Below are 22,564 nucleotides of genomic sequence, written 5' to 3'. Positions count from 1 at the left end.
TGCGGCATGGTGGCCGCGAACCTGAGCGGGTCCGCACCCGATTTCCGCCCGAGCCCCGGCAGGCCGCCCGACATGAGTCTCCCGAAACCCATCCTTTACAATTGCCGCTGCCCCGAAACTCCGCGCGCGGCTTGCTGTGAGCGTGCGCCTCACCGAGACCCGAGCCTTGCCTGAGTCAACCCGAGAGCCGTCCCGCGACGCGCACCGCCTGCCCCTCACTGACATCGCACTGACCGCCCAGGCGCTCAAGAACAGCGGCGGCGCCGAGCGCTACACGCGCGACGTGATCGCCGGTCTGCATCGGCTCGGTCTGCGCCCGACGCTGTTCGCCCGCGAGATCGACCGCGCGCTGCCCGAGGCGGCGTGGATCGACGCGCAGCCGCTCGACGTGCGCTGGGCGCCGCGCAAGCTGCGTAACCTCGCGTTCGACTGGCGCCTGAAGCAGCGCCTGAAGCGCCATCGTCCCGCCTGCGTGTTCTCGATCAATCACTCGACGCATGCCGACGTCGCGCTGTGCGGCGGCACGCATCCGGGTTCGCTCGAAGCCGCAGGCCGCGCGCCGCGCCGCAGCGACACATGGCAGATCGAACTGGAGCGGCGCGTCTACACGCGCGCGCGCTCGATCGTCGCGCATTCGCAATTGATGAGCCGCGAGTTGCAGCGTTTCTATGACGTGCCGGCGGAGCGTATCGACGTGCTCTATCCGCCGGTCGATACCGCGCGCTTCAAGCCGCTCGACGCGGCCGAGCGCGCCGCCGTGCGCCGCCAGTTCGAGCTGCCCGAGGACCGCGTGATTTTCCTGTTCTCGTCGACGAGTCATGAGCGCAAAGGCTACCCGCTGCTCGAAGCGTTTTTCGAGCGCACGACGCTGCCGGTGTGCCTCGTGGTCGTCGGCCGGCCGGTGCCGAAGACCGGCGACACGATCCGCTACGCGGGCTACAGCAAGGAGATCGGCAAGCTGTTCGCGGCCGCCGATTTTACGGTCGTGGCGTCGGCGTACGAGCCGTTCGGCCTCGTCGGCGTCGAGTCGGTGATGTGCGGCACGCCGCTCGTGATCGCGGATAACGTCGGCTCGGCCGAGACCGTGACCGGCGCGGCGAAGATCGAGTTTTCGCGGCAAGAGGCGGGTAGCTTCGAGCGCGCGATCGGCGAGGCGGTGGAGCGCGTGAAGCGCGGCAATGCGCGGATCGCGGAGCCGCGCGCGAGTCTCGTCTACGACCCGGGCGTCGATGCGCATGTCGCGGCGCTTTACGAACTGTTCACACGCTGATGAGAGGGTTCAAGCATGGGCTCAATCACGGGCTCAAGCATGAGCCCAGCCCTGCGCCGAGCCGTGCCGGGCGCCTTAGCCCGGTCGCGCGCCCGTGGTCGTGCGCGCAACTTCCGCCAGCTCCCGCTTTCTCGCGTCGATCATCGCCAGCAGCGTCGCGACGAGCAGTGCGAGCAGCACCGTCACCATGATCGGCACGAGCACGTCGATCGTGAGCCCGAAGATCACGGTGCTCGTCGCGACCGCGAGACCTGTGTACGAGGCCGCGCGGATCACCGGATCGGCCATGTGCCGGTGCCGCCAGAAATACACCGCCATGCCGTGATAGAACAGCAGCAGCGCGATCACGCCGATCGCGCCCATTTCGGCGAGCGTCGAGAAAAAGTCGCTGTGCGCGCGCTCGTTGACGATCTCGGCCTTCACCTGGCCGCGCTTGGCCATCGCGCCGAGCTCATCGACCAGATGTCCCTTGCCGATGCCATAGAGCGGATGCCGCTCGAAGATCATCCGCGATGCGTTCCACAGTTGCAGGCGCAAGCCGGTGGCCGTGTCGTCATCGCCCTTGTGCATCATCGACACGTCGTTCGGCACTTCGGCGAGGCGCTTGTGAATCCGCCCGGTCGAGAGCAGCGCGCCCGCCGCGAGCACGATCGCGAGCGTCACGATCACGAGACGCTTTTTTTGCGCGAACCACCGGTACTGGATGCCGAGCAGCACGACGAACACCGGCACCGCGAGCCAGCCGCCGCGCGTGCCCGACAGATACGACGCATAGCCGCCGCCGACGAGCGCCGCGAGGCGCGGCAGCAGCATGCGCCAGTCGCGCGGGTTGTCCCAGCCGAGCGTAAACACCGACAGGAAGCCGAGCAGCAGCGCGGTGTCGCCGAACGGAATCGCGTTCGTGTAGGAGTTGTTGAGCCGGTTCGCATCGGTCCAGCCGCCCGGCGGCTGGTCGAGGAACGCCCACAGGCCGACCGCGAGCGCGCCGGCCGCGCAGCCCCAGCCGATCATGCGCAGATTGCGCGACGGCAATTGCCGCAGCAGCAGGAACACCGGCAGCGCGAGCACGAAGCGCGACAGCGCGTCGAACTGCCGGGGCAGCCAGTAGCCGAGCACGAGCTGCTGCGCGCCGATCGCGACGACGAGCGCGAGCATCCCGACGGTGAACCAGCGGTAAGTGCGCAGCGCGGAGAAATAGCCCGGCATGCGCCGGTTGACGACGGCCGCGCCCAGCGCGAGCGCGACGATGACGAAAAAGCAGTAGCCGGTGCCGCCGCGCCACATCAGATTGACCGCGGGGGCGAAAAACAGCAGGGCCGTAGTGAGACAGACCAGACTGGGAGCAAAAATCATAGGCCTACGATATGAATGAACACTACCGTTCCGGTGGTGAAATTGCGGGGACGCCGGACCCTTCGAGTCGTTGCAAGACGGTAGAGCGATCCGGATTATAACCATGCGTCTCCTTGCAAAATGCTTGCTGCCGAACGCGGTAAGGCAGCCGCCGCCTCGCGCCCATGCGCGGGCGACGGCGGTACAATCGCGCGAAACTCATGGCCGGCGCGCGGCGCATGCCGCGCCCAAGCCCCGCTCAACGGACCGAATCGATGTTCTCAATCATCATCCCGACCTGGAACAACCTGCCGTATCTGCGCCTCGTGATCGAGAGCCTGCGGCGTCACTCGACGCACGCGCACCAGATCATCGTGCACGTGAACGACGGCTCGGACGGCACGCTCGCCTGGGTGCGCGACGAGGGCATCGAGCACACAGCGTCGCCGGGCAATATCGGCATCTGCCATGCCGTCAACATCGCGGCGGCGCGCGCGCGCGCGGACTACGTCGTCTACATGAACGACGACATGTACTGCTGCCCCGGCTGGGACGACGCGCTCGCGCGGCGCCTCGCGCAGATGCCGGCCGATCACCTCTTCATGCTGTCGGGCACGATGATCGAGCCGGTCGATTCCGGCAATCCCTGCGTGGTCGTGCAGAACTTCGGCCGCGACGTCGAGACGTTCCGCGCCGACGAGCTGGTCGCCGCCGCGCCGCGGCTCGCGCGGGCCGACTGGCGCGGCGCGACGTGGCCGCCCACGCTCGTGCATCGCGACTGGTGGCACAAGCTCGGCGGCTACAGCAGCGAGCTGAGCCCCGGCATGAGCAGCGACAACGACTTCTCGATGAAACTCTGGGATGCCGGGTGCCGCGTGTTTCTCGGCGTCGGCGACAGCCTCGTCTATCACTTCCAGCAGAAAAGCACCGGCAAGATCGTCAAGAACGACGGGCGCCGGCAGTTTCTCAACAAGTGGGGCATGACGCAGGCGACGTTCGACCGCTACTACCTGCGTCGCGGCAGCGCGGTCGAGGGCGGCCTGGCGGTCAGCGAGCCTGAGCGCACGGGGCGTCTGCGGCGCGCGCTGCTGAAGTCGCGCATCAAGCGGGCGTTCGGTTAGGGGCTGGAAGGGCGGGGTGGTGAGGCTGGCGGGCGCGAAGGGCGAATGCGCGACTACATGCGACTCAGTGCGGCGCTGCGGCACGAGGCGCGCGGTAATACGGGTCCCGAACTGGCGCGTTAGCACGACAGCGCCAGCCTTAAGCTGTACGCAACTGCGCCGCACGCAGGCGCTGCAACATGGAATGCAGACGCTGCATATGGACGTCACACGCCGCATGCAGCGCCTCGCACCCGCGCATCACCGCGCATCAAACGCCGCCGGTCACGAGCGGCAGCACTGTCAGATCAGGATGCGTGCCGTCGACGATACTGCGTCCCACGTGCACCGCTTCGTAGAGCGCTTCGTCCTGGCTCGCGAAACTTTCTTCTCCGTCCGCATGAAACGGCACCGAGTGGCCGGGGATATGCGGATCGGCGCCGGGATGGCAGACGTAACCGAGATACGTGTAGCGGCTCTCTCGCGCGTCCTGCGCATGGGCCGGGTCGGGCGGACTCGTCGGAACGGGCGAGACGTGTATTTCGAAGCCTTCGTAGGCCACCGTCTGCCAGGCTGCGGTGTCATCGGCCATGGCCGCCTCCGTCTTGATCTTCCTGTCAGAAAGTCTAGGTGATTTGCCGCCAAAACGCGCGTGCGGGCGGCTACGGCAAAACCATGACGACGCGAGCGCCCCGTGCGCTTCCGTCAGATAAAATGGCGCGCTTTGCCCGGATTCGACTTCGCCCATGTGGTTCAAAAACCTTCAGTTGCACCGTCTTCCCGCTCCGTGGTCCGCCACCCCCGAACAGATGCAGAAATGGCTCGCGCCGTACGCGTTCGCGCCGGGCGGCGGTCTCGAGACGCAAAACCAGGGCTGGGCGCCGCCGCGCGAGGGCGACTCGCTCGTCTACGCGCTCAACGGCCAGATGCTGCTGACGTTTCGTGCCGAAAAGAAGCTGCTGCCGGCCTCGGTCGTCACCCAGGTGACGCGCGAGCGCGCGCTCGAACTCGAGGAACAGCAGGGCTTCAAGCCCGGCCGCAAGCAGATGCGCGAACTCAAGGAGCAGGTCACCGACGAACTGCTGCCGCGCGCGTTCAGCATCCGCCGCGACACGCGCGTGTGGATCGACTGCAAGAACGGCTGGCTCGTGATCGACGCGGCTTCGCAGGCGGTGGCCGATGAAGTGCGCGGGCTGCTCGTGAAGTCGATCGATCAGCTGCCGCTTGCCACGGTGCGCGTCGCGCAGTCGCCGGTGGCGGCGATGACGGGCTGGCTGCTCGACGGCGACGGCGACGGCCCGGCCGGCTTCACGCTCGACCAGGACACCGAGCTGCGCTCGCCGACCGAAGGCAATGCGACGGTGCGCTACGTCGGCCACACGCTCGACGCCGAGGACATGCGCCGCCACATCGAAGCGGGCAAGCAATGCATGCGGCTCGCGATGACGTGGAACGATCGCGTGTCGTTCGTGCTGACGCCGTCGCTCGCGATCAAGCGTGTCGCGCCGCTCGACGTGCTCAAGGAAGCGAGCGATCCGACCGCGCAGGACGACGACGAGCGCTTCGATTCCGACGTCGCGCTGATGACGGCCGAACTCGACCGCATGCTGGGCGATCTCGTCGACGCGCTCGGCGGGGAGCCGGGGGATGAGGCGCTGGGCTTGCCGCGGGCTGTGGCGGCTTGAGCGAAACGCGGGGCCATGCGTGGGCTCGCCTGAGTTGAGTGCGGCGGCCTGGGTGTGGCCTGGGTGTGAGCCCAGTGTGGCTCATACGCGGACAAAAAGCGGACAACGAGCGGGCAAAGCGCAGACACGGCGCACATAAAGCCCCGCGCAGCCCCTGCCCAAATCAGCGTCTGCGGAAAAACGATTGCCGCATCAACAGCTTGCGGATCTTTCCGGAAAGTTACCCACAGATTTGCCAACAAAATCTGTGGGTAACTTTGCGCGGGGTCCGTCTTCGGGATGCGGGCGATGCGTTCAAGGCCACCTCGCCCGTCCCGTCATTCCTCGATCAGCAACGCGCGCCTGCGCCGCAGCAGCGCCGCGCCGAGCGAAACCGCCGCGCCGATGCCGCCCATCGTCAGAGAGAGCGCGACGATCAGCGGCCCGGTTTGCGTACGCGCGGAGAACACGCTCACGAGCAGGCCGGCGAGCGGCTGCGTCATGTTGTTCAGCAGGATCGCCACGCCGATCGTCTTGCCGTAGTCCTCGGGCGGAATGATCTGCAGACGCGCGCTGCGGATGTAGACGTTGAACATCTTGTCGAAGCCGACGATCAGCAGAAAGCCGAGCGCATAACCCCACGGCGCCGCGCTCGCGCCCGCGATCACGCCGCCCGCGCAGATCGTCACGAAGGCGACGAGGCCGAGCACGCGCGCGGGCCAGCCGGCGCGCGCGACCGTCAGCAGCACCAGCACCGTGGCGATCGCGCCGGCCGTTTGCAGCCCCGCGTAGTCGCGGCTCGATTGCGCATGCAGGCCCGTCACCATCGCCGCCGAGGTCGCGAGCGTCACGCCGATCACGAGGTTTTCCGCCGCCGCGAGCATGATGACCTTCTTCAGGCCCGGCAGCGTCCAGACATGATGCAGCGCGATGCGCAGCGGCTGCGTCCAGTGGCCGGCCGGCGCACGCGCGAGCGCGGGCGCGCGAAAGCCGCTCAGGCGCTGCCACAGGAACAGGGCGGCGTCGGCGGCGAGAAACAGCACGCCGGTCGCGGCGACCACGCTTTCCCAGTGCCACAGGCCGAGCAGCAGCGCGGCCAGCATCGGCCCGAGCACGAAGCCTAGCTGGTCGGCCAGTTGCGAATAAGCGAGCACGCGCTGGATCTGCTGCGTGCTGAAAATCTGCGGCAGCATCACTTCGCGCGCCACGAGGCCTTGGCTCGTCAGCACGCCGCACGCGGCCGACAGCCCGATCAGCCAGCCGATGCCGCCGAACAGCACATAGGCGGCGATGCCGCCGAAGCAGGCGAGCGCGCGCACCGCCTGGCTCAGGCGCATGAGCCTGAGCGGCGCAAAGCGGTCGCAGAGCGCGCCGAAAAACGGGAACACGAGATAGCGCGGCAGCGTTTCGATGAAAAACGCGAGACCCGACCACGAGACGTCGTGCGTCGTCTGGAATACGACGAGCGGCACGAGAAAGAGCAGGATCTGATCGGCGAGGCGCGCGACGAATAGCGAGCAGAAGAAGGCGTAATGGTTGACGCGCACCGTGAATGTCTCGCCGCTGATAGTTGGATAAAGGGGCGAGACCGATGCTATCAAAGATCATGCGGGCGCGGCGGCGCGCCGTGCCACACGGCATCGCGCCATGCCGCGCGGGGGCTACTCGCCGCGATACGCCTGTTCGAGCGGCGCGATATCGAGCTTGACCATTTTCATCATCGCCGCCATCACGCGGCTCGCTTTCTCGCGGTCCGGGTCGAGCAGCATCTTCAGCAGCACGGTGGGCGCGATCTGCCACGACACACCGAAGCGGTCGCGCAGCCAGCCGCACGCCCACGGCTCGCCGCCGTCGAGCAGCCTCGACCAGTAGCGGTCGACTTCTTCCTGCGAGTCGCAATGTACGAACAGCGAGATCGCCGGCGTGAACGAATACTGCGGGCCGCCGTTCAGGGCCATGAACTCCTGGCCCTCGATTTCGAACGTGACGGCCACGACCTTGCCCGCCGGCCCGGGGCCGGCATCCGTGTAGTGCAGGGTGGTGGCGATGCGGGACTCGGAGAACACCGAGATGTAGAACTGCGCGGCTTCTTCCGCATTGCCGTCGAACCACAGGCACGGCGCGATTTTCTGCATGACGTTGCTCCTTGGGGATTGCTGCGGGTTGAGCGTTGGGTTGGCGTCAGTTGGGGCGTGGGCGCATCGGCGAGTGTGTCGTCAGGCACGCGGGGCGTGCCTGACGGTCGCTCGCTCGATGGTTCGTCTGGCGGAGGGCGGCTTGCGGCCGGTCCGTGGTCGCTGTATGGCCGCTTATGGCCGTTGATGGCGACTGAGTGAGCGCGGCGTGGCCGCAAGGCGAGGGTTATTTCCGCTCTTCCGACGGGCACTGCATCGTCGTCATCGCCTGCTGGATTTCCTCGGCGCTCAGGTCGCGCTTGTGCGTCGCGAGCGACCAGCTATGCCCGAACGGGTCCTTGACCTGGCCGTAGCGATCGCCCCAGAACATATCGGTGACGGGCATCGTGACGGTCGCGCCCGCGTCGACGGCCTGCTTGAAGCTTGCGTCGACGTCCTCGACGTAGTGATGGATCGTGACCGGCGTGCCCTTCAGCGTGTTCGGGCCGAACGCCTGATGCTCGGGCCATTCGTCGGTCAGCATCAGCATCGAATCGCCGATTTTCAGCATGGCGTGCATGACCTTGCCGTTCGGCCCCGGCAGACGCATCTGCTCGACGGCGTTGAAGGCTTTCGTATAGAACGCGATCGCTTCGGCGGCGTTCGCGCAGATCAGGTACGGCGTAAGCGAGTGCATCCCGTCCGGGATGGCTTTGACGGTGCTGCTGGTCATGACGGCGACTCCTTCGGGTAACGGTTCGATCAATGGAAAGACCGGCTGGGCGAGCCAGGTCTTCAACGTTACGACGAGTCGGTGACCGTTGAATCGACACTTTGGAAAAAATATTTTTGAGGGGTGTAGGGGCGCTATGTGGCCCCCGTTTTCGCCCTCGCTTAGCCCTCATGGCCGGCGTGCCAACCGGTCCGCTAACCCGCCGGATTGTCTTCGTCCGGCGGCGGTGCGGACGATGGCGCCGCGTTGCCCATCGGGGCGCCGAGAATGCTGATCTGGAACGTCGGAGTGGCCGCGAGCGATTGCAGGGTCGCGTCCTCGGGGATGCGCGCGTAGAGCGGCAGGATCACCGAGCCGCCGATCACCGCGCGCCGGCTGTTGTCGGCGGGACGCAGCCCCCACACGTCCTGATAGACGACCGGCACCGTCACGCCGTCGCGCGTCGTGTTGCCGATGTAGAGCATCACGTGACCGCCGATGTAGATCAGCGTGCGCAGCGGTTCGCCGTGCCCGGCGAGATAGTCGAGCCGCTCGGCGGGGGGCGACCCGGACAGGTCGATCATGCGCCCAGCGCTCATCTGCGTCGACGAATGGCGCGGCAGCCATACGCCGAACGCCGCGAAAATGCTTTGCAGTTCCGATGAGCAGTCGTTGTAGAGCCCGCTATTACCCCAGCCGTACGGCCGCCCGATCAGCGCTTTCATCAGCATCGCGAGATGGCGTGGCGTTGCGGCGAGCGGCATCGGTGCGATCTGCGCGGCGTCGAGCGACGCGGTGCGGATCAGCGCGCGGCCATCGACGTCGCGGGCGGGGGCGAGGAGTGTGTATGTGACGGTAGCGGCCTTGCTTGCGGATTCGTTGGTGGTTGCGCTTGCCGATTCGCGTTCGGCATCGGTTGTGGGCTCATTGACGGTTTTGTTGGCGGTTGCATGTGCGTTGTCGCCGGTAGCGGAGCCGTCGGCGACACGGGCCGTGCCATGCGCCTTCGCTGTCGTTGCCGTCGCCGGGGAAGAAGCCGGCACCAACGGCAATAACGTTCCCGCCGGCGCGTCGAAACGGAACACGCCGTGGCTGTCGCGCACCGCCGCCGACGCCACGATCACCGCGCCAAGCGATTTCCCGGCCGCCGCGCGCCATTTGTCGACGAAACGGTCGTCGGCGAATGCGACGCCGTCGCTGCGCACCCAGCCCTGCACATCGGGCGTCTGCACGTAATGCCACGCGCCGTCGACGCTGCTGCCGAGCACGTAAAGCGGCGTGCCCGGCCGCACCGCCGAAATCTGCAGGTTGTCGAACGGATAGCCTTCGCCAGCCAGATGGCGGTCGTAGAACGACGGATCGGTGGTCGGCAACTCGCGCACCAGCAGGTTGCCGGCGGCGATTGCGCGGCGTTCGGGCTGATAGGCAGGCGTCTGCGCGAACTGCTCCACGTTCATGTTGCGTGCGATCGCATCGATCCAAGTCTTGTCGTGCGGACGGAAGTTCTCACCATAGCCGAGCGCGGCACTGTGCTTGCCGGTGTTGTCGAATTTACCGATGCGGCGCTGCTGCAGCGCGACGATGTCGGCGCCCTGCTCGCGAAAGACGCGCGCCGTCACGTAAGCGGCGTTCCATGGCGACGGGGCGTTCGCGCCGGTGCCGAAATAGCGCGCATAGAGCGCGTGAAAGTGCGCCTGCTGATCTTCGGCGCTGAAGAACGGCCGGTCGTAGTCCGGGCTGTGCGGATCGAGCCAGTGATCGACGTTCTGGTCGTAGTGGTCGAGCGGGAACAGCGTGAGGTTGTCGACGAAGGCGTGCGTGTCGCGCGGCGGCGTCGGATTGCTGCACGCGACGAGCGTCGTGACGGCGGCGCCGAGCACAGCGGCGCGGCACAGGCGGCGCGCGCAGCGCCACGAAAAAGCGGAGCGGGGCGGAACGGCAACGGGCATGGAGATCTGGCGTAGGGGGTCCAAGGGCACGATGATACGGGCTCGGCGATTCGCGCGGGTCTTCCTGGGGCTTTCCTGTGGGTTTTGCCCCGTGTTGTCCACGTTGTTGTCCATTACACTCGCCTTATCTATCAACACCGTGCCTCGCAACGTTGCGCCGCAACACCGAATACCCATGCGAAGCATGCCGACCGACAAGGAGCACGATATGAAAACCAGCGCACGCAACCAGTTCAGCGGCGAAGTGACCGGCGTCAAGCACGGCGCCGTCAACGATGAAGTGATCTTGCGTACCGGGGACGGTCTCGAGATCGTCGCGATCATTACGCATGGCAGCGCGCAGTCGCTTGGACTGGCGGCCGGCAAGAAGGCGTTTGCGCTCGTGAAGGCTTCGTCGGTGATCGTGATGGTCGACGTTGCGAAGCACCAGGTGTCGGCACGCAACTGCATCGCGGGGAGCGTGGCGTCGGTCACGAAGGGCGCGGTCAACTCGGAAGTGACGATCAGCGCCGACGGTGCGCAGATTGCCGCGATCATCACGAACGACAGCGTCGAGCGCCTCGGGCTCGCGAGCGGTAAGCCGGCGACCGCGATCTTCAAGGCGTCGAGCGTGATCGTCGGCGTCGAGTGAGCTTGCAACCCGCTGAGTCTTGTTGGGCAAGGCTCGCTGTTTTGCTTGCCGAGCCCCTTGCCTGACGGCTGCCCTGATTGTGCCGGGCGCCCAGCGGACGGCAAGGGGCCGGTTCACCGTGGTTTGGCGTTCGTGCCGTAACACGCTGCTTACAGCCCGCCAGTTCCGCTAGACAGGCCTTTTTGACGTCTCGCAACGAACGGTCATGGACCTTGCCGAGCGCAGCTTTAGCGCGTTTGACATAGGCAGGGATATCCGGAACGGTGTCTTCGATAAACGGCGCGGAGCAAACGCGATTGACACCCAGCACCGGCCCGTTGCCGGGATCGATGGCCTTGAGAACCGCGCGCGGATTTTTGGGGAGCGCGTACGCTAATCCGATGCCAAGGTCTTCGGCGTTGCCGCTGTCCGCTCCCTCTGCCAGCTTGGGGACCAGTGCGATCCACGCCGTGCTGCCGGAATCGATATGGGTGAGCACGTTGTCCCATTCCGATTCAGACATTCCATTCACCACCGCTTTTGCGCCCTGGTCGTTGATTTGCCTGGCAAGGGCGGAGGGATTTGCTTCGGCGCTTGCGTTTGCCGCGGCGCAGGCCAGGGCGAACGTGAATGCGAAAGCGAAACCGGATGCACGTTTCATTGAACAACCTCGAGCCGATGATCGCCGCTCGCCCATATGCGATGACGAGTCTGGGGACCCAGGATAATGCAGCCCTCGGACGCCGTACCTGGATGATTCCGGCTATCGCCATGAATGCGGAAAGCACTTCGTCCGAACGTATTGGTACCGGGCAGCGGCGACAGATTGAGCGTGCCGGGCCCGGTGTGGGGGGACGTGTGAGGCGAGCTTATCTGGTAATTGCCGCGCGGGATGGGGCCGATGTTGGAAATCGCCTGCATGGCGGGATTGTTTTTACCGGTTGCCGCGCCGGAGTAACCACGTTCGACGAGTTCTCCATTAAACGAGAGGTTTCCGGTGCTTTGCTGATAGGACCACGGCATTTTCTGTTTGTCTCCCAAGTGCCAAAAAGATAAGGCTAGTCGAATGGGGGGGCGGTGAATATGGGCCGTGGCCCAAATACGGATGAAAGCGAAAATGCTGCGCGGTGTACCGCTCCCGACTTCGGTGCTTGTAATCATCGGGGCTCTGAAGGAGCAGGGGCAGTACGATGCGCGGGTATTTTCGTCGCCGCGCGTTGATGGATTCCTGAGCGCGGCACGTTTTTTGATGGAACTGATTCGGTTGCAATCAGGTAAAGAGAGGCCCGCATAGCGGGCCTTTGGGCCACTCTTTAGTGTGCTGACTATTCAGTTCCTTCAAGCGTTCGCTATCCCATACGCCAAGCTCGATGGCATGTTGAAGCATGGCGACGGTGAGCGGCTCTCGCTTCGGTTCCTTCTTAATCCTGTGAAATAGAAAACGTACAATTGACGTAAACGGATCAAATACTCCTTCCCCTTCGAAATATCTATTGCAATCAAAATCGCCAGGACCAACATTGAACCGGTCGAAAAATGCTTCCATGAATTCGGGGGAGTCATCTCCGGTCACGCCGAGATGGTCTTCCACGCTGGTCTCTGGGTTTATAGGAAGTCTTTCAGGATATAGAATTTTTTTCCGGATAAATTCAGTAAGCTCAACTGAAGCGTCATGACTGTCCACATTTTTATCGCAGGGAGATATTTAACTGACACTTTTCATGGTTGCATCGCTATAGTGAAGCATCGCTAGAACGGCGATTTTTATCAAATATCACTAGATATCAAATTCGAAGCGTCAGCCGCCGATACGGTACAAGCGCCTCTCAGCGGCCCGTTTGCATACTCCGGATGGACACGCAAACCCGACGTCAATCCTTCACAAAGCCACGGCAATCCGACATCAGACAAAGATGAAAATAAGCCTGCCGGGCACGACCGCCATACCGCTCTACCGCCAACCCGCCCCACATCGCCGCGCACCGCTCGAACACGCCGCTTGCTTTACACTGCACCCCTTGCCGTTTTTCTTTCCCGCTTTCATCACGGATGCCGTCATGTTCGAAGTTTCCGCCACCTCGCATCTGCCCAAAGCCGCGCAATACGAAGAACTCGTCGCGCAGGCGCGCTCGCTGCTCGCCGGCGAAACCGACTGGATCGCCAATGCGGCGAATTTTTCCTCGTTCGTGTTTCATTCGCTGAGCGATCTGAACTGGGCCGGTTTCTACTTTCACGATGGCCGCGAGCTGGTTGTCGGTCCGTTCCAGGGCAAGCCCGCGTGCGTGCGCATTCCGCTCGGCAAGGGCGTCTGCGGCACGGCCGCGCAAACCCGGCAGACTCAGGTCGTGCGCGACGTGCACGAGTTTCCCGGCCATATCGCTTGCGATTCGGCGTCGCAATCGGAAATCGTCGTGCCGCTCGTCGCACCCGACGGCACGCTGATCGGCGTGTGGGACGTGGATAGCCCGCTCGTCGCGCGCTTCGACGAAGAGGACGCGAAGGGCATGGAAGCGCTGTGCGCGGCGTTCATCGAAGCGGCGCTGCCGCGCGGCGTGTAGTTTTTGCACGTTTTTTCCCGCCTGCAATTCGAGGTGCGCCGGCATTTGCCGCGAGGGTTCCCGCCGCAGGCGTTTCATTTATCCGCATGAATGTGTATGACAGGTGCGCCAATGCGGCGCAATACGGCCCGACACGGCGAAGCGCAACGGCCCGCACCGCGCCGACGTATCCGCCGGCATTCGCCCGGCTTCCGTTTTAAACCACGGTCATCGGCTACCCGACGCTACAGGTGTTTATTTCATTCCGGTCTTCGCCAGCGGTGTTTTTCGCCGCGCCGGTCCGCCGGATCGCATGCGAAAGCCGCTATCATGCGCATGGTTGCCGCGCGCGGCGTGGAGCAGGACGCGCCGGCATGACCGTTTGCGCCCCGCGCGTAACGCATACATTCAATCGTCTTGAGGACTCGGGACCATAAGGCCGGCGCAATGCACGACCCCATCAACGTCGAAGCGCGCACGCGCGACGCCGCCCTGGCGTGCGCGCCGTATGGCATGTTCATCTGCACAGCGGACGGCGTCTTCGAGACCGTCAACGCCGCCTTCGAGAAACTGACCGGCTACACGGCGCAGGAACTGATCGGCTGGCGCTCGCTCGAGTCGCTGCACGATCCGGCCGAACTGCTGAAGCGCCGCGCGGAATGGCCGCAGCTCGCGGCGCTCCGTTCGCGCTACGAAGGCGAGTGGACTTATCTGCGTCGCAATGGCTCGCGGGTTCGCGTCGCGTTCGCCCTCGCGCCCCTGAGCGCAGCTCAAGCCGATGCGTCGAATGGTGCGCCGGAGCGCTACGTCGGCATTGCGGTCGACATGACGCGCTATGCGCAATCCGAGGCGCGTCTCTGGTACGTCGCGCATCACGATGGCGTGACCCGTCTGCCGAATCAGACGCTGTTCATCGAACGGCTCGAACTGACGATCGCACGTTGCAAGCTCAACGGTCATGGTTTTACCGTGCTGATCGCCGAACTCGATCACCTGCGCAAGCTGCGCGATGCACTCGGTCTGCATGCGGCCGAACTCGTGCTGCAGATCGTCGGCGAGCGGCTGCGCGGCCTGTTTCCGCACGACGGCACGATCGCGTCGGTCGGCGGCACGCAGTTCGCGCTGCTCATCAACGAAAGCGGCGCGGCCGCCGATGCGTTCGCTGCCGAAGCGCTCGGCCGCCTCGCCGAACCGATCGATTACGCGGGGACCGCGCTGAACATCACCGCGAGCATCGGCATCGCCGCGTATCCGGCCGACGGCGCCGATGCGCCGACGCTGATGCGCCGCGCCGGCGTGGCGTTGTCGGCGGCATCGGCGGTGAGCCGCAATGCCGTGCGGCGTTTTTCGACCGCGCTCGAAGGGCAGGCCGCGCGTCGCTTCGAACTCGAGACGATGCTGCGCGACGCGCTCGAGCGTCAGCAACTGCACCTCGTGTACCAGCCGCAGGTGACGCTCGCGACGGGCCGCATCGCGCAGGTCGAGACGCTGCTGCGCTGGCATCATCCGCAGCGCGGCCTGATCAGCCCGGTCGAGTTCGTGCCGGTCGCGGAAGAGGCGGGGCTGATCGAGCGCATCGGCGAATGGGTGATTCGCACCGCGTGCCGCGACGCCGGTCTTCTGCTACGGCAGACCGGCACGTTGCCGCGTTTTGCGGTGAACGTGTCGCCGCAGCAGTTCCAGCGGCAGAATCTGTTCAACACGATTCGCGAGGCGCTCGAAGACGCGGCGCTCGATCCGTCCTGTCTCGAAGTCGAAATCACCGAAGGCGTGCTGCTCGGCGATACCGATCAGGCCTTGCAGACGCTGCATGCGCTGCGCGAACTGGGCGTCGAGGTCGCGGTGGACGACTTCGGCACCGGCTATTCGAGCCTCGCCTATCTGACGCGTTTTCCGCTCAACCGTATCAAGATCGACCGCTCGTTCGTGCTCGGCATGAGCACCGATCCGCAAAGCGCGGCGCTCGTCGGCGCGATCATCGCGATGGCACATGCGCTCAAGCTGCGCGTGACCGCCGAGGGCGTCGAAACGGCCGACCAGGCCGCGCAACTCGAAGCGCTCGGGTGCGATGAAGCACAGGGGTTCTGGTTCTCGCGTCCGCTGACCATCGCGATGCTGCGCAATGTGCTGAAGCCGTTGGGGACGGTTTGAGGGGCGCGGTGCCCGTTTGCGCATTCGTCAGTTTCGTCAGTCGATCGATGCAGTGCAAAAGCGATCCTTTCTTGCTTTTTCGTCTTCTCGCCTTCTCGCGTTGTCGTTGCCGATTTACCGGCACTCGTCGATCTCGAGCGCGCCATTTGTCGTTCCCACCGATTTCTCCAATTCTTCTGTACCGCCGTTGACGGCGTTCGGGGTGGGTTCGAACGGCCGTGTATCGTCGAACTGTGTGGCAATAAGCATGGCGATGTTCTTGTGCCGGATGTCTTGCAACTCCGTCAGCAAATTGAATCGTCATCCTTAAAGAGTTGCCGACGCCTGGCGGCCTGATGCAGCAACATGCCGCGACACCAGAACAACGCCGTGCCGTTTGCCGGTGCCGCCGAGCCCGGCGGATTCCGCGCCGCCTGCCCGATGAAGGGTTTGTCCTGGGTATCCGTGAAGGGTTTGTCCCGATCCATTGCGAAAAATATCGGTGGGACAATTTGTTCTCCAGACAAGCACATCGTTCTCTACAGTGAAACAACTCGCCTATCTGCTGAATGCGCTGGACGTATTGGAAGCGGTCGCGCGTCCGCGCTCCGGTTCTTCCTTGTCCGCTATTGCGCGCGATCTGGAGTTCTCCAAATCCGGCGTTTTCCGCATACTCGCAACCCTCGAAAGCCGTGGTTACGTTCTCAAGAACGAGAGCGGCAATTTCGAAATCGGCCCCCGTCTGTTCGAATTGGGGGCCAGCATGCCGCAGAAGCAATTGCTGACAATCGCTACACCACTCATGGAAAGGGTGACGGCCAGCACCAACGAAAGTACTTACCTCTCGGTGTTAACCGGTTTTTCGATGGTGACGATTCACACGGTCGAGCCGACGCAGACGATCCGGGTACATATGCCCGTCGGCGCGAGTGCCCCGGCGAATTGCACTGTTAGCGGTCTCGCCATGCTGGCGAATTTGCACGACCACGAGCTTCAGGCGATTCTTCCCGAACACCTGGAAGGAACCGCGCCGGACTCGATCGTCGACAAAGCGAAACTGCTCGCCGAACTCGGACGGATTCGGGCTCGCGGCTATGCCATTTCCGTGGGGAGCTGGAAGCCCGACACCGGCGGGGGCGCGGCACCGATCTTCAACAAGCAGGGACGCGTCATTGCAACCTTCGGCGCGGCGGCCCCGATTTCCCGTCTGTCGCCTGAACGGTTAGAGATGCTTGCGATTGAGTCGCAGAAGGCCGCCACCGAAATATCCGCTGCCATGGGTTTTGTTGCCCATGCTTTATCCGGCAGCCTCGCGGCGAGAGGAAACTCCGAGGAAGAGCCATGACCGCTAGCCAGAACCTGTTGGTATTCATCTCCGACGAACATAACCCGAAGATCATGGGCTGCAGCGGTTCGTCCATTGCCGTGACGCCGCATCTGGACGCATTGGCGGCGCGCGGCACCCGTTTCTCCGCCGCGTATTGCAATTCGCCGGCCTGCGTGCCGGCCCGTGCCGTCCTGGCCACCGGGCGATACGTGCAGGATCTCGGCAACTGGGACAATGCGCAGCCGTTCGACGGTTCGGCGATGAGTTGGCACAGGCGGATTCGCGATAGCGGGTCCGACGTGACCGCGATCGGGAAATTGCACTTCCGCTCCAGCGACGACGACAACGGCTTCACCGAGGAGATCGTCCCGATGCATGTCGTGGATGGCGTCGGCGATCTGGGCGATCTGATTCGCGACGAATTGCCCGTACGCGGGGGCGTCGCCCAGATGGCGATGAGCGCGGGACCGGGGGAGTCGTCCTATACCGCATACGACCGGGACATTGCGGCGCGGGCCCAAGCCTGGCTGAAGAACAAGTCGGCGGAAGTCTCGACGAAGCCGTGGGTGCTTTTCGTCTCGTTCGTCGCCCCGCATTTCCCGCTGACCGCGCCCCCCGAACACTTTTTCCGCTTCTACAACAACCCCGATCTGCCGTGGCCGAAGCTTTACGGCGAGTCCGAGCGCCCGAATCATCCTTATCTGCGGGATTACGCACACAGTCTTCCCTACGACGATTATTTCGACTCGCCAGAAAAGGTGAGGGCGGGGCTGGCCGGATATCTGGGACTCTGCTCGTTTCTGGACGAGCAGATCGGCCAGGTCATGTCATGCCTCGAGCGTTGCGGACTGGCCGACCAGACCCGCATCGTCTATACGAGCGATCATGGCGAAAACCTCGGCGCCCGAGGTTTGTGGGGTAAAACCACGATGTACGAAGAATCGGCGGGCGTGCCATTGATTATTGCCGGCGCAGGCTTTGGCGTCGGCCATGTCTGCACGACACCCGTTTCGCACGTCGATCTTTATCCTACGTTTCTCGAAGCAACGGGCGTGGAGCGTTTGCCGTCCGAAGCGGATCTGCCGGGGCAGTCGCTATTCGACGTGTGGAAGATGGAGAGCGGCAGAACCGCATTCGCCGAATTCCACGGCATGGGCTCTAAAACGGCTGCCTATATGCTGCGGGACGATCAATACAAATACATCTATTACGTCGGTTATCCGGCGCAGCTTTTCGATCTGACGTTCGACCCGGAAGAGAAGCACGACCTTGCCGCGCTACCTGAGCAGCGCGAACGCCTGATCGCGTTCGAAAAGAAGCTCAGAACGTACTGCGATCCCGAAGCCGTCGATGCAAAAGCAAAGGCGGCGCAGAAAGCATTGCTGATCCAGCATGGCGGACGGGAGAAGGTACTCGAGAAAGGCGACTTTTCGTTTTCTCCGGCACCGGGAACAGCAGCGGTTTTCGAAAAGGCCAGTTGATCTTACTGACGTATGAATTAATTAGTACGCTTAATAGAGACGATTTCCGATTGGAGGACTCCGTGTCAGTGAACGAACAGCAGGAAACGTTGATCATCAACGCAAACGTCCTTACGCTGGACGCCAACAATACGATCGCGGAGGCCGTTCTGGTCCGCAATGGGCTCATTGCCGCCGTCGGCACCAACGCCGACGTGGCGGCGCTAAAGCATGACGGCGCCGTGGTAATCGACGCCGGGGGGCAGACCGTTTTGCCGGGATTCGTCGACGCGCATTCCCATGTGATGTTCGGCGGGCTGGTCAGCGAAGCGGTGGATCTGCTGGGCGCCGAATCCATAGACGAGATTGTCGACAAGGTTGCCAAACGCGCGCTTGAAACACCCGAGGGCGAGTGGGTTCGCGCCTCGGGCTATGACCCCGACAAACTTCGCGAAAAGCGTCACCCGGGCATGGCCGATCTCGATCGTGCGTCGACGAGGCACAAGATCTGGATGTCTTCGGATTCGTTTCATTCGAGTACCGCAAACACGCTGGGGTTCGAGGCAATCGGCATCGGGAAGGGAACGCCGGGTCTCGAGGTCGACGCGGCCGGCAATCCGACCGGTGCGTATGCGGGCGACGTGGCCCATGTTCCGGCGCGGCAAAAGGTATTCGGCTTCATTTCGGACTCCGACGCCGAACGGATGATCCGTCTCATGGCCGATCGTGCCATCGAACGCGGCATTACCACCATTCATGCATTCGAAGGCAGCAAGATGGACGGTGACCGGGATATAGACATCATGATGCGAATCAAGGATTCGCTGCCCGTTCATATCGTGCCGTACTACGAGACTTTCGATATCCCGCGCGCGCAGGCGCTCGGGGTACACGGTGTCGGCGGCTGCGGACGGTCCTGTCTCGACGGCATGCCGAATACTTTCGGTGCCGCGCTGCACAGCGGTTATGCCGACTGCTGCTCGAATCATGGCGTTCTGCTGCATGCGCAGGACGACATTAATACCCTGGTGAGCGAAGCCTGCGCTGCGGGGTTGCAAGTGGGCGTACACGCGATGGGCGACGCCGCGATCGACCAGCTGCTCGATGCGTTCGAAAACGCGGAGGGAATCGCGCAGGGCCGCTCACGGCGCCATCGCATCGAGCATTTTCACGTTCCGACCACCGAGCAGATCGAGCGTGCGGCGAATCTCGGCGTCGTGCTCAGCATGCAGCCCGTTTTCACCTACCTGTGGGGCGGCACCGATGGCATCTTTTTCGAGCGCTACGGCGCGGAACGCTATAAACGGATCGACACGTACAAGGATATTCTGAACGCCGGTGTGGTCGTCGCGTGCGGAGCCGATCTGCCTGTCTATCCGGCCGATCCTTTCCTGTGGCTTCAATTGCTGGTCGAGAATCCCGTCGATTCGCGCCAAAGCGTTTCGATAGAGGATGCGCTCAGGATGTGCATCAGCAATGGAGCCTGGGCCGCCTTCGAAGAAGAAAAAAAAGGTTCTCTGGAAGCCGGGAAATTCGCGGACCTGATCGTCATCGATCGAAATCCTCTGACGTGTCCTCCGAAGGACTTGCGACAAATCAACGTCACGACAACGATGAAAAACGGTGAGGTGGTTTACTCGGTGCGGTGAACGCAATATTTGATAGGAGAAAAGCATGAAACGCCATTTCTTCAATCTAGCACTTCTTGCTGTAACGCTGATGGCCGGGACTTTTGCCGGCAGCGCGGTTGCCGCGCCGATTCGCCTCGCCACCGGAGCGGACGGAAGCTTCATGTCCCTGATCGTCGCCGTGGATCAGGGGTTTATGAAAAATCAGGGCCTCGATGCCACGATCAAGCAATTCCCCGCAGGGGGGCTGGCTCTGGAATCGGTCGTGGCGGGCGATTCGGATATCGCGCTCGTCGCCGAACTGCCGGCGATCATCGCGGCGGCAAAAGGCGCCAAAGTCAAGGCCGTCGCCCGCGGCGTCTACAGCAATCACCTGATTGGCCTCGCTGCGATAAACGGCATCAATAACGCGGGCGATCTCGTCGGTAAGAGCGTGGGCTACTCGAAGGGCACGGCCAGCGACTACTACCTGAATCGCTACCTCGACCATTACGGTATCGCCCGGGAGAAACTGAAGCTTGTGAATGTCGCTCCGCCTGAACTGGTCGCGACCATGGCGCGCGGCGACATTCAGGCCATGTTTTCGTGGGACCCGTGGTTCACCCGCCTGAAGGCGGTGATGCCGAACACGAAGGTGATCGGATGGTCGGGCGATAACGGCATCTATACGATGCAGTTCTTCCTGATGTTTTCGGACGAATTGCTGAATCAGCGTCCTGAGGATGCCAGAAAAGCCTTTACCGCCATCAGGAATGCGACGGCCTGGCTGAACGACAGGAAGAACCGTCCGGCTGCGGTGGCCTTGATGTCGAAAACCTTCCGGATTTCCACGGCGGATGCCGAACAGATGATGGATAGCGTGCAGTTCGTCGTCGACATGCCGCCTGCCTTTCCAAAGGACATGGTGAGCATCGCCGAATGGGTGAAACAGCAGGGAACGGTGCAGCCCTTCGATCCGAAGGCGCTGATCGACAAATTGATCACCCCTGTTCTCATCGACCGCTCGAATGCCGACGCGTCGTCAAAGGCGAATTCTCAACCGAAATCGTGACGGAGCAGGTGCAGCCATGAGCAATGCGAGCCTGGTATCGATTCGAGATGTGTCGTTCAAACATGCTTCCTTGCCGGCGGATAGCCCCGACATTCTGCGGGATTTATCGTTGTCGCTGGTGCGCGGCGAGTTCATGTGCATTCTCGGTCCGAGCGGTTGCGGAAAGACGACCGTACTGAATCTGATCGCCGGATTCGAGTCGCCCACGGCGGGCAGCATCCATATGGACGGCCGCCCGATCGACGGCCCGGGTGTGGAGCGCGGCGTCGTATTTCAGGGCGACGATTCTCTCTATCACTGGCTTACCGCGCAGGCCAATGTCGAATTCGGCCTGCGCGTGTCGGGAATGAAAAAAACCGAGCGCGCGGCCAAGGCGCGGCAATATCTGGCACTCGTCGGTCTGCGCGGACAGGAGCACAAATATCCGGCTGAACTGTCGGGCGGCATGAAGCAGCGCGTGAATGTCGCACGAGTACTGGCCTGCGAGTCGAAAGTCCTGCTGATGGACGAACCATTCGGCCAGCTCGATGCGCAGACCCGAATCGTGCTGCAAGACGAACTGGCGACCATCTGGCAAAAGACGCAGCGCACGGTGTTTTTCGTCACGCATGACATTGCCGAGGCGATCACGCTCGCCGACCGGATCGTTGTCTTGAAGCGCGGACCGCGTTCCAACGTCAAGGAGATCGTGAACTGTGATCTCGACCGCCCCCGGGACCGCAGCAACCCCAGGTTCGGCGAGCTTTATTCCCGCATTTCGAGCCTGATTGCCGACGAAGTGCTTGGTGTTCAAACCGATCGCGTGACATCATGAGCCCAGAGACCTCCGGTATTATGCAAACCCCCTTCGGATCACTGAAAAAGAAGCGGGCGTCGAAGCGTCGTTCCACGTTGGCTTCGACCATCATGTTGCTCGCCTCGTTGTCGGCCGGTGTGCTCATCTGGCATCTGGTGAGTACCTATATGTTCTCCTCGATCCTGTTTCCGGGGCCTTTGCAGGTCGGCACCGAGGCCATCGCGGAGATCCAGAGCGGCAGTATCTTCGTCGACATCGGCGCGAGCATGTTCCGTATTCTGGCCGGCTTTTTAATCGGCTCCGTGATCGGCATCGTTCTGGGCCTGCTGGTCGGTTTTTTCCCGATAGTCCGCTCGCTGTTCAATCCGTATCTGCAGTTCTTCCGTTTCATTCCGCCTATCGCCTGGGTCTCGCCCGCGATGATCTGGTTTGGCGTCGGCGAGGAATCGAAGATCTTCATCATCATCTACGGCACGGTTTTTACCGTATCGCTGAGTACCGCGCTTGGCGTAGCCGGTGTTCACACCAACAAGATTCGCGCGGCCCAGATGTTCGGCGCCACGGAATGGCAGATCTTCAGATGGGTGATCGTGCCGGCCGCCGTGACGCCGATTCTGCAGGGGATGCGCATTGCCATGGGCATCGCCTTCATGACGGTCATCGCCGCCGAGATGCTCGCGGCCAATGCGGGGATAGGTTATTCGATTCTCAATGCCCGGCTCTGGATGGCAACCGACAAAATCTTCGTGGGTATTTTCACTCTGGGCATCCTCGGCTATCTGACCGACAAAATTCTGGAAGTGGCGATCCACAGGTTTGGCCGGCGTTTCGATTCCAACGCGAAGAGATAGCAGGTACGAATCTGTTCTGACGGGAGCTGACCT

The 22,564-nt window shown here is 63.1% G+C and carries 23 protein-coding genes; 12 read left to right on the top strand and 11 right to left on the bottom strand.

Annotated features, from left to right (window positions below):
* Positions 1–166 precede the first annotated feature (166 nt).
* Complete coding sequence (locus tag F3J19_RS25585) at positions 167–1,270, top strand: glycosyltransferase family 4 protein (protein WP_167047950.1); 1,104 nt, start codon at positions 167–169, stop codon at positions 1,268–1,270.
* Positions 1,271–1,345: 75 nt separating this feature from the next.
* On the opposite strand, the gene F3J19_RS25580 is transcribed toward F3J19_RS25585, so the two are convergent.
* Positions 1,346–2,623, bottom strand: a complete 1,278-nt coding sequence (locus tag F3J19_RS25580) for an O-antigen ligase family protein (protein WP_167047947.1) — start codon at positions 2,621–2,623, stop codon at positions 1,346–1,348.
* Between the two features lie 254 nt (positions 2,624–2,877).
* Between F3J19_RS25580 and F3J19_RS25575 the strand changes: the two genes are divergently transcribed.
* On the top strand, positions 2,878–3,723 hold the full coding sequence (locus tag F3J19_RS25575; protein WP_167047944.1) for a glycosyltransferase family A protein: 846 nt from the start codon (positions 2,878–2,880) through the stop codon (positions 3,721–3,723).
* 250 nt (positions 3,724–3,973) lie between these two features.
* Here F3J19_RS25575 and F3J19_RS25570 read toward each other — a convergent pair whose 3' ends face one another.
* Complete coding sequence (locus F3J19_RS25570) at positions 3,974–4,294, bottom strand: hypothetical protein (RefSeq protein ID WP_167047941.1); 321 nt, start codon at positions 4,292–4,294, stop codon at positions 3,974–3,976.
* A gap of 154 nt (positions 4,295–4,448) precedes the next feature.
* Here F3J19_RS25570 and F3J19_RS25565 point away from each other — a divergent pair, with 154 nt between their 5' ends.
* Positions 4,449–5,387, top strand: a complete 939-nt coding sequence (locus tag F3J19_RS25565; protein ID WP_167047938.1) for a recombination-associated protein RdgC — start codon at positions 4,449–4,451, stop codon at positions 5,385–5,387.
* Positions 5,388–5,704: 317 nt separating this feature from the next.
* Here the strand turns inward: F3J19_RS25565 and F3J19_RS25560 are convergent, their stop codons facing one another.
* The 4 genes from F3J19_RS25560 to F3J19_RS25545 all read right to left on the bottom strand — a co-directional run bounded on the left by F3J19_RS25560 (position 5,705) and on the right by F3J19_RS25545 (position 10,141).
* The gene (locus F3J19_RS25560) at positions 5,705–6,913 is read right to left on the bottom strand and encodes an MFS transporter (protein WP_167047935.1); all 1,209 of its coding nucleotides are present in this window, start codon (positions 6,911–6,913) and stop codon (positions 5,705–5,707) included.
* Between the two features lie 114 nt (positions 6,914–7,027).
* Entirely contained in the window at positions 7,028–7,501 is a 474-nt protein-coding gene (locus F3J19_RS25555) for a VOC family protein (protein ID WP_167047932.1), read from the bottom strand.
* A 226-nt stretch (positions 7,502–7,727) separates the two neighbouring features.
* Positions 7,728–8,213, bottom strand: a complete 486-nt coding sequence (locus tag F3J19_RS25550; protein WP_167047929.1) for a VOC family protein — start codon at positions 8,211–8,213, stop codon at positions 7,728–7,730.
* A gap of 194 nt (positions 8,214–8,407) precedes the next feature.
* Positions 8,408–10,141, bottom strand: a complete 1,734-nt coding sequence (locus F3J19_RS25545) for an SH3 domain-containing C40 family peptidase (protein WP_167047926.1) — start codon at positions 10,139–10,141, stop codon at positions 8,408–8,410.
* 208 nt (positions 10,142–10,349) lie between these two features.
* Here F3J19_RS25545 and F3J19_RS25540 point away from each other — a divergent pair, with 208 nt between their 5' ends.
* On the top strand, positions 10,350–10,772 hold the full coding sequence (locus tag F3J19_RS25540) for a TOBE domain-containing protein (RefSeq protein WP_167047923.1): 423 nt from the start codon (positions 10,350–10,352) through the stop codon (positions 10,770–10,772).
* Here F3J19_RS25540 and F3J19_RS25535 read toward each other — a convergent pair.
* The 3 genes from F3J19_RS25535 to F3J19_RS25525 form a co-directional block, all read right to left on the bottom strand.
* Positions 10,738–11,412 carry a hypothetical protein gene (locus F3J19_RS25535; RefSeq protein ID WP_167047920.1) on the bottom strand — a complete coding sequence of 225 codons (675 nt, stop codon included), beginning with the start codon at positions 11,410–11,412 and terminating at the stop codon, positions 10,738–10,740. The two genes, F3J19_RS25540 and F3J19_RS25535, sit on opposite strands and share 35 nt — an antisense overlap.
* The gene (locus F3J19_RS25530) at positions 11,409–11,774 is read right to left on the bottom strand and encodes a tlde1 domain-containing protein (RefSeq protein ID WP_167047917.1); all 366 of its coding nucleotides are present in this window, start codon (positions 11,772–11,774) and stop codon (positions 11,409–11,411) included. Before F3J19_RS25530 ends, F3J19_RS25535 begins: the two co-directional genes overlap by 4 nt.
* 247 nt (positions 11,775–12,021) lie before the next feature.
* The gene (locus tag F3J19_RS25525; RefSeq protein WP_345891065.1) at positions 12,022–12,435 is read right to left on the bottom strand and encodes a DUF1493 family protein; all 414 of its coding nucleotides are present in this window, start codon (positions 12,433–12,435) and stop codon (positions 12,022–12,024) included.
* Between the two features lie 373 nt (positions 12,436–12,808).
* Here F3J19_RS25525 and F3J19_RS25520 point away from each other — a divergent pair, with 373 nt between their 5' ends.
* Both F3J19_RS25520 and F3J19_RS25515 read left to right on the top strand, forming a co-directional pair.
* Positions 12,809–13,309, top strand: a complete 501-nt coding sequence (locus tag F3J19_RS25520; protein ID WP_167047914.1) for a GAF domain-containing protein — start codon at positions 12,809–12,811, stop codon at positions 13,307–13,309.
* Positions 13,310–13,735: 426 nt separating this feature from the next.
* On the top strand, positions 13,736–15,439 hold the full coding sequence (locus tag F3J19_RS25515) for a GGDEF domain-containing phosphodiesterase (RefSeq protein ID WP_167047911.1): 1,704 nt from the start codon (positions 13,736–13,738) through the stop codon (positions 15,437–15,439).
* 114 nt (positions 15,440–15,553) lie between these two features.
* On the opposite strand, the gene F3J19_RS25510 is transcribed toward F3J19_RS25515, so the two are convergent.
* Together F3J19_RS25510 and F3J19_RS25505 are read right to left on the bottom strand one after the other, a co-directional pair.
* A complete protein-coding gene (locus F3J19_RS25510; protein WP_167047908.1) occupies positions 15,554–15,730 on the bottom strand; it encodes a hypothetical protein in 177 nt (58 codons plus the stop codon).
* Complete coding sequence (locus F3J19_RS25505) at positions 15,724–15,906, bottom strand: hypothetical protein (RefSeq protein ID WP_167047905.1); 183 nt, start codon at positions 15,904–15,906, stop codon at positions 15,724–15,726. Before F3J19_RS25505 ends, F3J19_RS25510 begins: the two co-directional genes overlap by 7 nt.
* Positions 15,907–15,962: 56 nt before the next feature.
* Here F3J19_RS25505 and F3J19_RS25500 point away from each other — a divergent pair, with 56 nt between their 5' ends.
* The 6 genes from F3J19_RS25500 (at position 15,963) to F3J19_RS25475 (ending at position 22,531) form a co-directional block, all read left to right on the top strand.
* Complete coding sequence (locus tag F3J19_RS25500; protein WP_167047902.1) at positions 15,963–16,763, top strand: IclR family transcriptional regulator; 801 nt, start codon at positions 15,963–15,965, stop codon at positions 16,761–16,763.
* On the top strand, positions 16,760–18,226 hold the full coding sequence (locus tag F3J19_RS25495) for a sulfatase-like hydrolase/transferase (RefSeq protein WP_167047899.1): 1,467 nt from the start codon (positions 16,760–16,762) through the stop codon (positions 18,224–18,226). Before F3J19_RS25500 ends, F3J19_RS25495 begins: the two co-directional genes overlap by 4 nt.
* 68 nt (positions 18,227–18,294) lie before the next feature.
* Positions 18,295–19,854 carry an amidohydrolase gene (locus F3J19_RS25490; protein ID WP_345891064.1) on the top strand — a complete coding sequence of 520 codons (1,560 nt, stop codon included), beginning with the start codon at positions 18,295–18,297 and terminating at the stop codon, positions 19,852–19,854.
* Positions 19,855–19,879: 25 nt separating this feature from the next.
* Positions 19,880–20,884 carry an ABC transporter substrate-binding protein gene (locus tag F3J19_RS25485; protein ID WP_167047893.1) on the top strand — a complete coding sequence of 335 codons (1,005 nt, stop codon included), beginning with the start codon at positions 19,880–19,882 and terminating at the stop codon, positions 20,882–20,884.
* Positions 20,841–21,698 (top strand): ABC transporter ATP-binding protein, encoded by an 858-nt coding sequence (locus F3J19_RS25480; protein WP_240159221.1) that lies wholly within the window; start codon positions 20,841–20,843, stop codon positions 21,696–21,698. Before F3J19_RS25485 ends, F3J19_RS25480 begins: the two co-directional genes overlap by 44 nt.
* Positions 21,695–22,531, top strand: a complete 837-nt coding sequence (locus F3J19_RS25475; RefSeq protein WP_240159220.1) for an ABC transporter permease — start codon at positions 21,695–21,697, stop codon at positions 22,529–22,531. The genes F3J19_RS25480 and F3J19_RS25475 overlap by 4 nt, the downstream gene beginning before the upstream one ends.
* The last annotated feature ends 33 nt before the right edge of the window (positions 22,532–22,564 follow it).

This window comes from Burkholderia sp. Ax-1724 (assembly GCF_011752995.1).
In the GTDB taxonomy this organism is placed as follows: domain Bacteria; phylum Pseudomonadota; class Gammaproteobacteria; order Burkholderiales; family Burkholderiaceae; genus Paraburkholderia.
Note: the sequence above shows the minus strand (reverse complement) of the source record. Positions and strands in the feature narration are given on the sequence as shown.